This is a genomic window from Citromicrobium bathyomarinum, from assembly GCF_021021475.1.
GTDB lineage: Bacteria > Pseudomonadota > Alphaproteobacteria > Sphingomonadales > Sphingomonadaceae > Alteriqipengyuania > Alteriqipengyuania bathyomarina.
In genome coordinates, this window is the sequence record NZ_JAINWL010000001.1 from 664,252 (window position 1) to 678,801 (window position 14,550).

The 14,550-nt window shown below is 65.8% G+C and carries 12 protein-coding genes and 1 tRNA gene; 5 read left to right on the top strand and 8 right to left on the bottom strand.

Annotated elements, in window-relative coordinates:
* Window positions 1–12 precede the first annotated feature (12 nt).
* The 3 genes from K7H93_RS03375 to K7H93_RS03385 all read left to right on the top strand — a co-directional run bounded on the left by K7H93_RS03375 (window position 13) and on the right by K7H93_RS03385 (window position 2,980).
* Window positions 13–567: a hypothetical protein gene (locus tag K7H93_RS03375; protein ID WP_230782469.1), complete on the top strand. Its 555-nt coding sequence runs from the start codon at window positions 13–15 to the stop codon at window positions 565–567.
* Window positions 568–1,087: 520 nt separating this feature from the next.
* Complete coding sequence (locus tag K7H93_RS03380; RefSeq protein WP_230782470.1) at window positions 1,088–2,203, top strand: branched-chain amino acid aminotransferase; 1,116 nt, start codon at window positions 1,088–1,090, stop codon at window positions 2,201–2,203.
* 105 nt (window positions 2,204–2,308) lie between these two features.
* Window positions 2,309–2,980 carry a hypothetical protein gene (locus tag K7H93_RS03385; protein ID WP_230782471.1) on the top strand — a complete coding sequence of 224 codons (672 nt, stop codon included), beginning with the start codon at window positions 2,309–2,311 and terminating at the stop codon, window positions 2,978–2,980.
* Window positions 2,981–3,048: 68 nt separating this feature from the next.
* On the opposite strand, the gene K7H93_RS03390 is transcribed toward K7H93_RS03385, so the two are convergent.
* The 6 genes from K7H93_RS03390 to K7H93_RS03415 all read right to left on the bottom strand — a co-directional run bounded on the left by K7H93_RS03390 (window position 3,049) and on the right by K7H93_RS03415 (window position 10,083).
* Complete coding sequence (locus tag K7H93_RS03390; protein WP_230782473.1) at window positions 3,049–4,287, bottom strand: GGDEF domain-containing protein; 1,239 nt, start codon at window positions 4,285–4,287, stop codon at window positions 3,049–3,051.
* A gap of 41 nt (window positions 4,288–4,328) precedes the next feature.
* Window positions 4,329–5,216, bottom strand: a complete 888-nt coding sequence (locus tag K7H93_RS03395; protein WP_230782475.1) for a DMT family transporter — start codon at window positions 5,214–5,216, stop codon at window positions 4,329–4,331.
* A 93-nt stretch (window positions 5,217–5,309) separates the two neighbouring features.
* Window positions 5,310–5,705 (bottom strand): hypothetical protein, encoded by a 396-nt coding sequence (locus K7H93_RS03400; RefSeq protein ID WP_230782478.1) that lies wholly within the window; start codon window positions 5,703–5,705, stop codon window positions 5,310–5,312.
* A gap of 58 nt (window positions 5,706–5,763) precedes the next feature.
* A complete protein-coding gene (locus tag K7H93_RS03405; RefSeq protein WP_230782480.1) occupies window positions 5,764–7,836 on the bottom strand; it encodes an NAD(+) synthase in 2,073 nt (690 codons plus the stop codon).
* A 95-nt stretch (window positions 7,837–7,931) separates the two neighbouring features.
* Window positions 7,932–8,954 (bottom strand): sensor histidine kinase, encoded by a 1,023-nt coding sequence (locus tag K7H93_RS03410; protein ID WP_230782482.1) that lies wholly within the window; start codon window positions 8,952–8,954, stop codon window positions 7,932–7,934.
* 115 nt (window positions 8,955–9,069) lie between these two features.
* Window positions 9,070–10,083: a DNA topoisomerase IB gene (locus K7H93_RS03415; protein ID WP_230782484.1), complete on the bottom strand. Its 1,014-nt coding sequence runs from the start codon at window positions 10,081–10,083 to the stop codon at window positions 9,070–9,072.
* Between the two features lie 224 nt (window positions 10,084–10,307).
* Here K7H93_RS03415 and yghU point away from each other — a divergent pair, with 224 nt between their 5' ends.
* On the top strand, window positions 10,308–11,168 hold the full coding sequence (yghU, locus tag K7H93_RS03420) for a glutathione-dependent disulfide-bond oxidoreductase (protein ID WP_230782486.1): 861 nt from the start codon (window positions 10,308–10,310) through the stop codon (window positions 11,166–11,168).
* A gap of 123 nt (window positions 11,169–11,291) precedes the next feature.
* On the opposite strand, the gene argE is transcribed toward yghU, so the two are convergent.
* Window positions 11,292–12,443 (bottom strand): acetylornithine deacetylase, encoded by a 1,152-nt coding sequence (gene argE, locus K7H93_RS03425; RefSeq protein WP_230782488.1) that lies wholly within the window; start codon window positions 12,441–12,443, stop codon window positions 11,292–11,294.
* Between the two features lie 84 nt (window positions 12,444–12,527).
* On the opposite strand from argE, the gene K7H93_RS03430 reads away from it, so the two are divergent.
* Window positions 12,528–12,602: transfer RNA gene (locus K7H93_RS03430), tRNA-Gln, on the top strand.
* 37 nt (window positions 12,603–12,639) lie between these two features.
* Here the strand turns inward: K7H93_RS03430 and K7H93_RS03435 are convergent.
* Window positions 12,640–14,511: an ABC-F family ATP-binding cassette domain-containing protein gene (locus K7H93_RS03435; protein ID WP_230782490.1), complete on the bottom strand. Its 1,872-nt coding sequence runs from the start codon at window positions 14,509–14,511 to the stop codon at window positions 12,640–12,642.
* Window positions 14,512–14,550: the final 39 nt, after the last annotated feature.

Consider the following 14,550-nt stretch of genomic DNA (forward strand, 5'->3'; position numbering starts at 1 on the left):
ATTATCAGGGGCATGAGCAAACCCCGCGTCTTTTCCCCCGCCCGTATCGCCCTGGCCCTCTCGCTGCTGGCGGTGACCTGCTGCCAGACGCCAGAGCCTCCGCCACCCGCGCCGGTACCCGCTCCGCCGCCGCCCCCGGCTCCCACGCCGCAGCCCGTCCCGCCGCCGGCGGAGAACTGGATCGACCGCCCGCAGACGCCGGGCGACTGGAGCTATCTGGTCGAGCCTGGCGAAACGCTGGCAATCTTCGGCACGCCCGGCGCGACCAAGCTGGCCATCGTGTGCGAGGTCGCCACCCGCAAGGTCGGCATTGTCCGCGCCACTTCCGTGGCCGAACAGGGCGAAGTCGCGATGCGGATCAGCACCGAGACAACCTCGCGCCCGATGATGGCGAAGCCCGCCTCGGGCTCGCCTGCACGGGTGCTGACGACGCTGGACGCGCGCGACCCGCTGCTCGACGCGATGGCGATCACGCGCGGGCGTTTCGCGGTGGAAGTGGAAGGCGAGCCCGGCCTCTACGTGCCCGCCTGGGCCGAAGTGACGCGGGTGATCGAGGATTGCCGCTAGGCGCACTGCGCTGCTGGCGAAGAACCGTCGATTTGGGCAAGGTGAGGCAAGCCGGCCCGGCGCGATTTACGCCGCGTCGCCGTTCATTTCGCGAGCGCACAAGTATGACGGGGAAAAACATATTTACAAGGCTTGTGCTGGCGAATCGCATGACTCAAAAAGGTGTCTGAGGGCGACGGCCCACGTCGCTTCTCGGCCCCCGGTGATACGGTGCGGGTCTTGGCTTACAAGCGCGAAAGGAGGTGATCCGATGTCTCATGGTTCAGCAGAGAGGTCGGCAAGTTTCCGCGCGGAGCACTATCGGTAAAGTCGCATACCCTTAGAGGCTTCGTGAGCGGCACTTCCTGGCCGCTGACCATGAAAGGGCAGTCTCTCCGACGGGCAGAGGCTGCCCTTTTCATTTGCTGCAGGCGCGTAACTTATGAAAAGTTTTTTGCCTCAATCGTGAAATTTTTTGCAAAACCCCTTGCCCCGGGCGGTGCACGCGCATAACCGCCTCGGCCAAGGAGATATGAGCCCTATGGCCGACGCGCCGATGACCGATTTCGCCCACCTGCCCCACCCCGCCCCCGTGCCGTCCGAAACCCGCGACCAGGCGCTGGCGGACCCCGGATTCGGGTCGATCTTCACCGATCACATGGTGACGATTCGCTTCGACGCGGACCGCGTGGAGCGCGGCGAGGATGGCTGGTACGACGCGAAGCTGTGCCCGCGCGAGGCGATCCCGCTCGATCCGGCGGCCGCCGTGCTGCACTACGCGCAGGAAATCTTCGAAGGGATGAAGGCCTACCGTTGGGAGGATGATTCCGTCGCACTGTTCCGGCCCGAACAGAACGCGCGCCGCCTCAACGCCAGCGCGCGCCGGATGGCGATGCCCGAACTGCCCGAGGAACTGTTCCTCGAATCGATCCGCCAGCTGGTCGCCAAGGATCGCGACTGGATGCCGACGGTCGAAGGCGGATCGCTCTACCTGCGGCCCTTCATGTTCGCGACCGAAGCCTTCCTCGGCGTGCGCCCGGCGCGCGAATATCTGTATTGCCTGATCGCCAGCCCGGTCGGCAGCTATTTCAAGTCGGGCGTGAAGCCGGTCGACGTGTGGGTCAGCCGCGATCACACGCGCGCGGCCCCCGGCGGCACCGGCGCAGCGAAGACCGGTGGCAACTACGCCGCCAGCCTCGTGCCGCTGGCCGAGGGGACGAAGCAGGGCTGCCAGCAGACCGTCTTCCTCGATGCAGTCGAGAAGAAATGGATCGAGGAACTGGGCGGGATGAACCTGTTCTTCGTGTTCAAGGATGGCAGTGCGATCACCCCGCCGCTGACCGGCACGATCCTGCCCGGCATCACCCGCGACAGCCTGATCCAGATGCTGCGCGACGAAGGCCTGCAGGTGCGTGAGGAGCCCTATTCGATCGACCAGTGGCACGCCGATGCGGCCAAGGGCGACCTGATCGAGACCTTCGCCTGCGGCACCGCCGCGGTCGTCACCCCGGTGGGCAGCGTCAACGGGCCCGACGGCACATTCACCATCGGCACCGGAGGCACCGGCCAGCTGACGCAGAAGATGCGCGACCGTCTGGTCGGCGTGCAGATGGGCACCGCGCCCGATCCGCATGGCTGGGTGATGAAGCTGGACTGAGGTCGTGCGCCCGTCACAATGCCGATGCATGGTGAAACGGTGAAGTCGCTCGCTGCTCTTTGCCGACTTGCTGCACTCTCGTGCACGATAGCAGCCACTTCACCGGTGCATGCACAGGAGACGCCGCCGCTCGAAACCGAGGGCCCCACTCTGTACGAGATTGGGCAGACGGTGAAGGCCTTGGCATTCGACAGCAGGCGCTTTTTTGAATCAGAAGGCGGCTCCAGACCATTTCTTACCGCCTATTATGGTGGCGATGATTACGACTATCCCGTCTATGCATTCGCCCTGAAATACGACTGGATTTGCCAAGGGCCGCAGAGCGATCGGACCTGCGCAACCAGGATCGCCGCCCGCATGGTCCCCGCAGCCGAACTCCCCAACGAGCAGCGGCCGCGATGGGCAGCAACCGCGCTGCTAGGCGAGCTTCGCCGGCGGGGCGCGTTCAGCCGGGCTTCGATTGCCGAGCATCTGTCCGACGCAGGCGCACGATGGCTGGAAGCCGACGTATCATCGTGCCCGACGGCCCGCCATCTGATCCTCCCCAGACTACGTGCCGATTGGTTCCCGTTCGAAATCACGGACGCGCGTCCCGCTCTGCCGCCAATGCATGCCGATACCGTAACCGTCGAATATTCGTGGGATGGCGCGACCGCCCGGTACAGCGGACCTGTGGCCGAAGGGTCTCCGGCAGAGTGGGCAAACCAGCTGGTCAGCGCACTCGAACCATGCTGGAAAGCCGCAGAGGCGACAGCACCGTGGAAGGTCGCACGCTAGATCAACATTCATGCCTGGCCCGCATGACCAGACGATTAGGGGAACTGACGCCCCAGGCAGAGGCAGCGTTACGCGCGGCTTTCCAAGGTCGGCGGAGGCACCTCGCCTTTTCGGCTCCCTGCAAGCCGCACAAGGTTTCGCCCCGCCTGCTTCGCTTCGTAGAGTGCGGCATCGGCGCGCTCGATGATTGCGGTGGGCGAGCGATCGGCGCGATTGCGCAGCGCCACGCCCATGCTGACGGTTACGGACCGGCGGCGGTCGCCACCGATTACTGCGCGCTTCGCTATCGCGCTGCGAACCTTGTCTGCCAGAGTCAGCGCCGCGTGCTCATCCATGTTTTCCAAGACGGCGATGAATTCCTCTCCGCCGAAGCGCGCCACTGTCCGCCCCTCGCCGGAGAGATCTTTCTCCAGAAGCCGGGCGACCTGCACCAGCGTGCGATCGCCCGCGATATGACCGTAGGTATCGTTGAACCGCTTGAAGTGATCGACGTCGATCATCACCACCGCCAGCTCCATGTGGGCAGCGAGCGAGGTTTCGAAGACGGTATGGAACACGCGCTCCAGGTGGCGGCGGTTGGGCAGACCGGTCAACTCATCCATGTCGGATAGGGCCCGCAGTCGCTCGTTCGCCTCCATCAGCCTGCGCGAGGCGACTTGCGCGCGCAGTGCATAGAGAAAGTTGCGATCTTTCAAATGGGCGGTGCGCAGCGGCAGCAGCAGGCTCATCGCTCCGCTGGCACTTATGAAACCGACCAGGATGGCGGCCTCCTGCCCAAGCTCCGGGGTCGATGCCCACACGCCCCACAGGACTGCGATCGACAACGCGGCCATCAGCGCCAGCCATGGCAACCGCAGCGGAAGAACGACGACCGCCATCGCCAAAAGCAGGCCCGATGCCATCACATATTCCTGCATCTCGCGGATCGCGACATGCATTCCGAGATAGCCCGCGACGCCGACGAATGCCGGAACCGCAAGAAGCGTGGTCCAGCGCTGCGCTTGCCAGCTGCCATAGAATGCAGCTGCGATGGCCAGCAGATAGAGCGGAGCGACGAGTCCCAGCCGCAGGGGCAGCGCGGCCTCGAAAACCCGGGGCCCGGCCGTATAGTCGAGCAGGAGGCACCCAATACACCATATCAGCCCCATGGCGTTCAGAAACGCCAGCTCACGCCGGCGGCGGCCCATCTTGTGCGAATACCACATCTGCCTGAGCGGTTCGGGCCACGCACGAAAGGGCAGCCCCCTTTCGGCAGCATGCTCGATCTCCTCGTCGAGAGTGGCGTGGATTCCCAGTTCAGGTCGCATCGCCCCATTGTAGCGGGGAACTGGTTAAGGCGTTGTTCGCGCTAGAGTCTCGAGCGCACGAGAAACCTTTTCGTGAAGGTCTCGCTGGGCCGCAGGACCAGAATCGACACCCCCGCCACCGCGATCGCGCCGCCCACGAGCAGGGGAACGCCGACAGGATCGCCCGTCAGCCACGCGCCCAGCGCCACGGTCATCAGCGGATGCAGCAGGGTGAAAGGCACGACCAGGTTGGCATCGTGATCCTTCAGCGCGTTGAAGTAGATCACATGAGCATAGACCGACACCACCAGCCCGGCGAAGATCAGGCAGCCGAGCACCTGCCACGGATGCGCTGCGAGCGGCGCGACCAGATCGCGCTCGGTCGCGAGCGAGAACGGCAGCAGCACCACGAAAGATGCAAGCGCAGACCACGCCTGGAGCGGCTTGCCCCCAACGTCGATCTTCTTGACGTAGACCGCCCCCAGCGCCCCGACGAGGCACGACAGCCCGATCCAGCCGAGCCCGGCCGAACTCTGAAGGCCCGAGGGGGATGAGATCGCGATCACCACCCCGCCGATCGCCAGCGCAATGCCGACCCCGCGCCGCCAGCCGACATCCTCGCCCAGCAGCACGATCGCCAGCAGCACGGTCATCGGTGCGCCCGACAGGCTGACGATCCCGGCGGTCGACGGATCGGCATAGGACAGGCCGATCGCGAACAGCGCGAAAGACCCGCCGCCGATGGCAAGCCCGACGGCAGCGACCAGCGGCCAGTTGCGCGGGAGCGGGCGCAGCAGCTGGAACAGCACCAGCAGGGTCAGCAGTGCGCGCAGCGCGGCGTAGAACAGCGGCGGCATTCCCAGATCGTCCACCGCGACCTTGCTGACCACCACGTTGAGCGCCCAGAGCAAATTCACGAGGATCAGCAGGAGAATCGTGCGGGCGGGCATGGTCCGCGCGTTAGCGGCAGGCAGGGTGCGGGGCAAATCGGCCTACCGCGGCAGGCGCACGCATAGCGGACCACCCGGCAGAGCGTGGGCGCGTTACTTCTTCGGAGACTTCGGTGCCTCGATCGCGGCCAGATCCTGCATCGCGCGCGAGTAGATATCCATCTCCCGGCGTTCCGCGTCCGTCACCACGCCATCCTCGCCGTAACTCGCCGCCAGCAGGCCGATCCTCGCCTGTGCGCGGTCGAGCTTGCGCTTCTCGCGCTTGGTCAGCTGTCGGCTCTCGCGCAGCTTGTCGAACTCGCTGTCGGTCTTGCGCAGATCGCTCAGCACCGCGACGGCGTTCTCGTCCGGACCCGGCGCACTGCGCAGCTCCTGATAGGAGCCTGTATTGGGGAGCGCGACGCGGCCCATGCCGGTGTCGGCGCACGCGCCAAGCGCAAGAGCGAGTACCGGAGCGGCGGCAACCAGAAGGCGATGAGGCTTGTTCATGACGGTCTCCCTGCTGGCCGCGAAACTCCGCCCGGGCGCATGAATTGCTGATTAACCGCTAGCTTTCCGGGATGTTCGCTTCGATCTCTGCCAGCCACAGGTCGGCGACCGCATCGCTGGGTGCGCGCCAGTCGCCGCGCGGGCTGAGCGCCCCGCCCATCGAGACCTTGGGACCGTTGGGCATCGCGCTGCGCTTGAACTGGCTGAAGCCGAAGAAGCGGCGGCAGAACACGGCCAGCCACTTGCGGATCGTCGCGAGGTCGTAGGCCTGCTTCGCCTCGTCGGGGAAGCCCAGCGGCCACTTTCCGCTCTCAGCGTCCTTCCACGCATGCCACGCCAGAAACGCGACATGGCTGGGCGACTGGCCATGGCGGGCGATGTGGTGAAGGAAGAAATCGTGCAGCGCATAGGGGCCGATATGGTCCTCGGTGCTCTGGATCGCGCCGTCGGCCCCTGCGGGGACCAGTTCGGGGCTGATCTCGGTCCCCAGCACATCCTCCAGCACCTCGTTCAGGTCGTGGCTGAACTGGTCGGTCTCGATCATCCAGCGCATCAGGTACTGGATCAGCGTCTTGGGCACGCCCGAATTGACGCCGTAATGGCTCATCTGGTCGCCCACGCCGTAGGTGCACCAGCCCAGCGCCAGTTCGGACAGGTCGCCGGTGCCGATCACGAAGCCGCCGTGGTGGCCCGCCAGCCGGAACAGGTAATCGGTGCGCAGCCCCGCCTGCACGTTCTCGAACGTGGTGTCGTACACCTCCTTCCCGTCGGCGAAGGGGTGACCGATGTCTTTCAGCATAAGCTGCGCTGCGGGCACGATGTCGATCGTCTCGGCAGTGATCCCCGCCGCGTCCATCAGTTTGAGCGCATTGTCCTTCGTCCGGTCGGAGGTGCCGAAGCCGGGCATGGTATAGCCGCGGATGGTCTCGCGCGGCAGGCCCAGCCGGTCGCACGCGACGCACGCGACCAGCAGCGCGTGGGTCGAATCGAGCCCGCCCGAAATGCCGAGAACAAGGCTCTTGGGCCTGGTCGCCTCGATCCGCCGCATCAGCGCATCCACCTGGATGTTGACCGCCTCGTAGCAATCCTCGTGCAGGGTATCGGGATCGTCCGGCACGAAGGGGAAACGGCGCACCGGGCGCTTGAGGCCCCACCCGCCGACCGTCTCCGCAGCGCGCATATTGTGGGTGAAGGTGACGCGCCGATACCAGTCTTCGGGGCGGCCCGCCGCCTCACTCGCATCGTGGAAAGTGCCGTTCTGGGTGCGGTTGTTGACGATCCGCTGCGTGTCGATGTCGATCACACACAGTTCCGCGCCGCGATCGAAGCGGACGCTTTCCTGCATCAGCTCACCCAGCTCGTAGATCACGCCCTGCCCGTCCCACGCGAGGTCGGTGGTGCTCTCGCCGTGCCCGCTTGCCGAATAGGCATAGGCGCACATGCCCCTGCTGGAGCTGGAGGCGCAGTGCAGGTGGCGGTCGCTCGCCCGCCCGATGGTGACGGGCGAGGCGGACAGGTTGGCGAGGATCGTCGCCCCCGCCATCGCGGCCATCATGCCCGGCGGCTGCGGAGCCCAGAAATCCTCGCAGATCTCGACCCCGAAGACGAAGCCGGGAAGGTTGTCCGCGGCGAAGATCACATCGGTTCCGAAGGGCGCCTCGTGCCCCGCAATCGTCACCTCGAGCCCCTGGCAATTATGCCCGCGCGTGAACTGCCGCTTCTCGTAGAACTCGCGGTAATTGGGCAGGTAGCTCTTGGGCACCACGCCCAGCAGGCGGCCATCGGCGATCGCCAGCGCGCAGTTGTACAGGCGCGATCCGCGCCGCACGGGCGCGCCGATCACCAGCACCGGGGTCAGCCCGGCGCTTTCCTCAATAATCCGAGCGACCGCCGTTTCGGCCGCATCGATCACCGCGCTCTGCAGATGCAGATCGTCGATCGCGTAGCCGGTAACGCACAGTTCGGGATAGACCGCGAAGTCGACCCCCGCCTCGTGCGCGTCGCGCGCGATCTGGACGATGCTCTTGGCATTGCCGGAGACGTCCGCCGGGCGCACGCAGGGCGTGCAGGTCGCAACGCGCACGAAGCCGTGCGTGTGCAGGTCGAAGAAGGGGTGTGCGCTCTGGCCCATTGCTGGCTCAGCGTGTGCCCGGATGGCGCGCGGGGCACAAGGGCTCACACAAGGGGCGCCGCACGAAACGATCCGCGAATGGCCCTTCGGGCACGCTAGGCCGTCAGCGGCAAGCGCGCCAGCGTCACGCGGCAGCCATGCTCGTCGACTTCGATGTCCTGCTCGGCCCTGGCCTGGTGCGCGAAGGTGCGCATCAGGCTCTTGCCCAGCCCGCCATCGGCATCGCTGTTGGCGGCGGTGCCCGCACCATTGTCGCGCACTTCCAGCCGCCAGTCATTGGTCGACCCGGCAAGCACGATGGTCAGCTCCCCATCGCGGCCGTCGCCGAAGGCGTATTTGGCAGCATTGGTCAGCGCTTCGTTGAGGAACAGGCCGATCGCCACCGCCTGGTCGCGCGGCAGCGGGATCGGCGCGATCCGGCATTCGACCTTCACGTTATCGTCGAAGGACGCGTGGACCAGATGGTCGACCACATCCTCCAGATAACTCGCCATATCGATCGCGCCTTCCTTGCGGTCGGCCCCGTCCACCGCCAGCTGCGCATAGGCGCGGCTGAACGAGAACACGCGATTGGCGGCATCTTCCAGCGCGGCGGCGGCGGCGGGATTGTTCTGCCGGCGCTTCTGCAGCTCGATCATGCTGGCGACCAGCGCGAAGTTGTTTTTGGTGCGATGCTGCAGTTCGGCCATCAGCCACCGCCGCCGTTCCAGCGATTCGTGCAGCTCGGCCTCGCGCACGCGGACCGCCGCGCGGAATACCTCGGCGAGAGCGACCACGACGCAGGATGACAGGAAGTTGATCAGCACGCGCGACTGATCGCTCGCCACCTCGAACGCGAACGACCCGTGAAATGGCAGCACGACGTACCACGCCCACAGGAAGGCAACGATCAGGCAGATGATGCCGGCCAACAGCCGCCCGAACAGCGTGGCGATCAGCACCATGGGGTAAACCAGCGCGAAGGGGCCTGCATTGGGAGCGACGATATCGATGAGCGTGCGAAGGCCGATCATCGCCAGCGCCAGCGCAAGACCGAACAGAACTTGCGCGACAAGCGGTGGAAAATTCCCAGGCAGGAAATTGGCCGCGTCGACAGCGGTCAGCTTATGGTTGGGCAAATGCGTCCCTCTTTCGCGCCTATCCCACCAGATTCGGCGCTGACAATGCTACCCCACCCCTAGCATCGAGTTTACGCGGACGCGATTGCGCCATGTTAGTTTTGCGAAAAAAACGTCAGGCGGCGAGGATGTCGTGCGGGGACGGCGCATCTTCGAGGAATTCGATCAGCCCGCGCTCCTCACGCGCGAGCCACTTGGTCCGCCGGGGCAGTTGCAACCCCTCGCGCCATTCGCCCTGCCGGTCCATCAAATCGAAGATCGCCGGGTGAATATAGCTCTTGCGGGTGATCGCGGGCGTATTGCCCAGCCGTTCGGCGACCGTCTCCGTCACGGTCTTGATGGTCAGATCATCCTTCGCCCCCGCCAGCAGTCCGAATGCCATCGCGCTCGCATGCCAGGTGCGGAAGTTCTTGGCGCTGAAATCCTCGCCCATGGTCTCGCGCAGATAGGCGTTGACGTGACTGGAGGTGACATCGCGCACCGCAGCCTCCCCATCGGCGGCAGGATCGACAAAGGAGAACAGGTCCTGCCCGTCGAGATCCTGCATCTGGCGGACGATCTTCGCCAGATGAGTGTCGGTCAGTTCGAGATCGCGGTGTTTGCCCGACTTGGCGCGGAAGCGGAACCGCAGTGTCTTGCCGCGCACCGTGACATGGTGGCTCTTGATCGTGGTCGCGCCGAAACTGCCATTGTCGCGCGCATAGGTGTCGTTCCCGATCCGGATCGCGCCCAAGTCGAGCAGCCGCACCACCCCGGCCAGCGCGCGCGCCAGACCCAGATCGCGCGCACCCAGATCGTCGACCACCCGCTTCCTCAATAGCGGCAGGCGTGCACCGAAGGCGAGGCAGCGGTCGAACTTCTCGCTCTCCCGGCTGGCACGAAATTGCGGGTGATAGCGATATTGCTTGCGCCCCTTCGCGTCGTATCCGGTGGCAAGGATGTGCCCGTTGGGCGCGGGGCAGAACCAGCAATCGCTATAGGCGGGCGGCAGAGCGATCGCATTCAGACGTTCGCGCTCTGCCGCGTCGCGGATCAGCTCGCCATCCGGGTCGTAATAGGCCCAACCGCGCCCGGCACCCTTGCGGGTGATGCCGGGCAGGCTGTCGTCGACGAAAATGAGCTTTTCCATGAGGTTACATCCGCAGGAGGTGTTGTTGGAACGACTCCCTCACCGCGCGGCGGTTCCCGGCGATCGCCGTTCGCAGCCAGCGCGGTTGCGGAAGCGATAGGAAACTTTGCGCGCTGCGCAGATCATCTTGCCGGCCCAGGCGGGGCGCCGCGCTTGCGCTCGCCTGCGCAGAGCCCACCTTGTCGCCATCGATGCCTGCCCCATTTGCGATAAGGAATTGCCCGATGAGCGAATATACGCCCCCCAAGGTCTGGACCCACGATGCGGAGAACGGCGGAAGATTCGCCAATATCAACCGCCCCACCGCCGGTGCGCGCGAGCAGCGCGAGCTGCCCAAGGGCGACAACCCGTTCCAGCTCTACTCGCTCGCAACGCCCAACGGGGTGAAGGCCTCGATCATGCTGGAGGAGCTGCTGGAGGCGGGCCATCCGGCGGAATACGACGCCTACACGATCAATATCGGCGATGGCGACCAGTTCGGCTCCGGCTTCGTCGCGATCAATCCCAATTCCAAGATTCCCGCGCTGGTCGACCGGACCGGGGTTGAAGCGATCCGGGTGTTCGAGAGCGGCGCGATCCTGCTCCACCTCGCGGAGAAATTCCGCGCCTTCCAGCCCACCGGGCAGGCACGTGCGGAAATGCTCAGCTGGCTGTTCTGGCAGATCGGCAGCGCGCCCTTCATCGGCGGCGGCTTCGGCCACTTCTACGCCTACGCGCCCGAGAAGTTCGAATACCCGATCAACCGCTACGCGATGGAGACCAAACGCCTCTTCAGCGTCGCCGACCAGCGGCTGGGCGAGAGCCGCTTCCTTGCGGGCGAAGATTACACGATCGCCGATATCGCCACCTTCGCGTGGCTCGCGCCCTTCGTGGAAGGCAATATCTATAACGACGCGAAGACCTTCCTCTCGATCGACGAATACGCCAACGTCGCGCGCTGGGTCGAGGAGATCGCCGCGCGCCCCGCGGTGCAGCGCGGACGGATCGTGACCAAGGTGTGGGGCGATGAGGATTCGCGGCTGCGTGAACGGCATTCGGCGGCGGATTTCGAGGGCAAGGTGCTGAAGCCCAGCAAGCCGGTCTAAGCTCACTTCCAAATCCCTTCGTCGCCCCGGACTTGATCCGGGGTCCCGCTTTTTCGGGTGCAGCGCCAGAAGAAGCGGGATCCCGGCTTGAGGGCCGGGATGACCATGTGCGATGTCGGGGGACTACCCCAACCTCTCCGCCAGCCGCTGCATGAAAGTCGCACCCTTCTCCAGCTCCGACAGCGCGATCCATTCATCGGGCTGGTGCGCCTGCTCGATCGAGCCGGGGCCGCAGATCACTGTCGGGAACCCCGCCGCCTGAAACTGCCCGCCCTCGGCCGCGAAGGCGACCTGACCGGGCGGGCTGTTCTCACCCGTCAGCGCGCGGACGAAGGCAACCGCATCCTCGCTGCCCTGCGGCGTCATCGGCGGGGTACCCGCGTGCTGCTCCACCTGCACGCCAGCGTCTGGGAAGCGACTCTTCAACTCGGTATCCAGCGCCTCGCAGCGTGCCTTGAACGGCGCGAGGATCGCCGCGGCATCCTCGCCCGGCGGGCAGCGCAGGTCGAACTGGAAGCGTGCGTGCCCGGCAAGAATGTTCGACGCGGTGCCACCCTCCATCACGCCGATGGTCAGCGTCGCCTGCGGCGGGTCGAAGCCGTTGTCCGGGTCCGCCCGCGCACGCAATTCCTCCGCCAGCGCCAGCAGCTCGTGCATCAGCCCGACCGCGACGGCGTTGGCTGAAATCCCGTGATCGACCAGCGAGGAATGCGCGGCATGCCCGCGCACGCTGACTTCGTGCACCGCGATCCCCTTGTGCCCGGTGATGATGCCCATCAAGCTCGGCTCGCCCACGATGGCGAGGCGCGGGGACGGGATATCCTGCGCCATCCGCGCGATCATTGCAGGTGCACCCTGGCAGCCGACCTCCTCGTCATAGCTCAGCGCCAGATGCACCGGCAGCTTGCCCGCGACGAAGCGCGGCACGAAGGCAAGCGCGAGGGCGATGAAGCCCTTCATGTCCGCCACCCCGCGCCCGAAGAGCTTCCCGTCCGCCTCGCGCACGGTCCACGGATCGCTCGACCAGTCCTGCCCGTCTACCGGGACCACGTCGGTGTGGCCCGACAGGATCAACCCGCCTTCGACCTTCGGCCCGCAGGTCGCGAACAGGTTCGCCTTGCGCCCGTCGTCGTTGGGCACCCGCTGCGATTCGACGCCGTGGCGGGCGAGATACGCCTCGACCCATTCGATCAGCGCGAGATTGCTGTTGCGAGAGGTCGTGTCGAACCCGATCAGCGTGTCGAGGATTTGGCGGGCAGTGGCGAGATCGGTCATCGTCACGGCTTACCGTGCCCGCTGCACCATGGCACCCCTTCACATTGCCGTTCGCAACGCTATAGGGGCGCACTCGCCTGCTGATGGGGTGTAGCCAAGCGGTAAGGCACCGGTTTTTGGTACCGGCATGCGCAGGTTCGAATCCTGCCACCCCAGCCAGGCTTTTGCGACGCCAAAGCGCCCTATCGCTTGGCCGCTAAGCGTCTTCCAGTGATTCGATCTGCTCGCCCAGCGCGAGCCATTCGGCTTCGGCCTTGGCCAGCGCGTCGCTCACCTCGGCGCGCCGGATCAGCAGGTCGTCCATTGCGATCCCGGCGAGATGCGCGGGCGCGCTGGCGGGATCGCACATCGCCTCGTCGATTTGCGACAGGCTCGCCTCCAGCTTGGCCATCGCCTTCTCCGCCGTAGCCAGTTCGGACTTGAGGAAGCGCGCCTTCGCGCGAGTCTTGCCGGGATTCGCGGGGGCTGGCTTTGCGGGGATGGAGCCGGACGACTTCTTGGGCTGGTTACGGCCCATCACGAAGTCGATGTAATCGTCCATGCTGCCCGAATATTCCTTGGCGGTGCCGCCATCGACCAGCATCAGGCGATCCGCCGTCAGCTCGACCATGTGGCGATCGTGGCTGATCAGGATGACGGCGCCGGAATAGTCGTTGAGCGCCTGCACCAGGGCCTCGCGCGCATCGACGTCGAGGTGGTTGGTCGGCTCGTCGAGGATCAGCAGGTGCGGCGCGTCGCGGGTGATCAGCGCCAGTGCCAGCCGCGCGCGTTCCCCGCCGGAGAGTTTCTCCACCTTCTGCGTCGCGCGCGGGCCGGAGAAGCCGAACCGGCCCAGCTGTGCGCGCACGGCGGCGGGCGTCTTGCCTTCCATCGCGCGCGACATCAGCTCCAGCGGCGTCTCGTCGCTGGCGAGCTCTTCCACCTGATACTGGGTGAAATAGCCGACCTTGAGCTTGCCCGGCGCGTTCATCGCACCTTCGACCGGGTCGAGTTGCGAGGACAGCAGCCGCGCGAGCGTGGTCTTGCCGTTGCCGTTGCGCCCGAGCAGACCGATCCGGTCGTCCGCGTCGATCCGCATATTGAGCCGCTTTAGGATCGGCGGTGCATCGCCATAGGCCACCGCCGCCCCGTCGAGCGTGATCATCGGAGAGCGCAATTCGCCGGGAGAGGGAAATTCGAAGCTGAGCGAGGGGTCTTCCATCAGCGCGGCGATCGGCTGCATCTTGGCGAGCATCTTCGCGCGCGCCTGCGCCTGTTTGGCGGTGGAGGCGCGGGCGCTGTTGCGCGCGACATAGTCCTGCAGGCGCGCACGCTGCGCATCCTGCGCGGCCTTGGCCGACTCCAGCTGCGCCGCGCGCTCGGCACGCTGTTTCTCGAACGCGTCGTAGCCGCCGGTATAGATCGTCAGCTGCCCGCCCTGCAGGTGCAGGATGTGGTCGACCACGTTGTTCAACAGATCGCGTTCGTGGCTGATCACCAGCAGCGTTGCGGGATAGGACTTGAGGAAGTTCTCCAGCCACAGCGTCGCTTCGAGATCGAGGTGGTTCGACGGCTCGTCGAGCAGCAGAATGTCGGGCTCGGAAAACAGCAGCGCACCCAGCGCGACGCGCATCTTCCACCCGCCCGAGAAGCTGGACAGCGGGCGGTGCTGCATCTCTTCATCGAAGCCCAGCCCGCTGAGAATCTTCGCCGCGCGCGCAGGCGCGGTGTAGGCGTCGATCGCCAGCAGCCGCTCGTGCACTTCGCCCAGCCGGTCGACATCGGTGCAGGTGTCCGCCTCTTCGAGCAGGCTGGCGCGCTCGACATCGGCGGAGAGCACGGCCTGTTCGGGCGTGATCGCTCCGTCAGGCGCTTCCTGCGCGATATAGCCGATGCGCGCCTTCGACGGCTTGCCGATCGATCCGTCGTCGGGCTCGATCTCGCCGATCAAGGTCTTCATCAGGGTCGACTTGCCCGCCCCGTTGCGACCGATCAGCCCGACCCGCGCGCCCTGCGGAATCGTCGCGCTGGCGCGTTCGAGAATGGGCCGGCCGCCAAGCCGGACAGTGATACCGTCGATCGTAAGCATCGCGGGCCCATAGCAGCACTGTCGCCCGGCCCCAATGAC

Excerpts from the sequence above, each read along its gene's own strand:
- argE (WP_230782488.1), bottom strand. The coding sequence starts at position 12,443 with ATGACCGATCTCGCCACTGCCCGCCAAATCCTCGACACGCTGATCGGG.
- K7H93_RS03405 (WP_230782480.1), bottom strand. The coding sequence starts at position 7,836 with ATGGGCCAGAGCGCACACCCCTTCTTCGACCTGCACACGCACGGCTTC.
- K7H93_RS03390 (WP_230782473.1), bottom strand. The coding sequence starts at position 4,287 with ATGCGACCTGAACTGGGAATCCACGCCACTCTCGACGAGGAGATCGAG.
- yghU (WP_230782486.1), top strand. The coding sequence starts at position 10,308 with ATGAGCGAATATACGCCCCCCAAGGTCTGGACCCACGATGCGGAGAAC.
- K7H93_RS03380 (WP_230782470.1), top strand. The coding sequence starts at position 1,088 with ATGGCCGACGCGCCGATGACCGATTTCGCCCACCTGCCCCACCCCGCC.
- K7H93_RS03415 (WP_230782484.1), bottom strand. The coding sequence starts at position 10,083 with ATGGAAAAGCTCATTTTCGTCGACGACAGCCTGCCCGGCATCACCCGC.
- K7H93_RS03400 (WP_230782478.1), bottom strand. The coding sequence starts at position 5,705 with ATGAACAAGCCTCATCGCCTTCTGGTTGCCGCCGCTCCGGTACTCGCT.
- K7H93_RS03395 (WP_230782475.1), bottom strand. The coding sequence starts at position 5,216 with ATGCCCGCCCGCACGATTCTCCTGCTGATCCTCGTGAATTTGCTCTGG.
- K7H93_RS03435 (WP_230782490.1), bottom strand. The coding sequence starts at position 14,511 with ATGCTTACGATCGACGGTATCACTGTCCGGCTTGGCGGCCGGCCCATT.
- K7H93_RS03375 (WP_230782469.1), top strand. The coding sequence starts at position 13 with ATGAGCAAACCCCGCGTCTTTTCCCCCGCCCGTATCGCCCTGGCCCTC.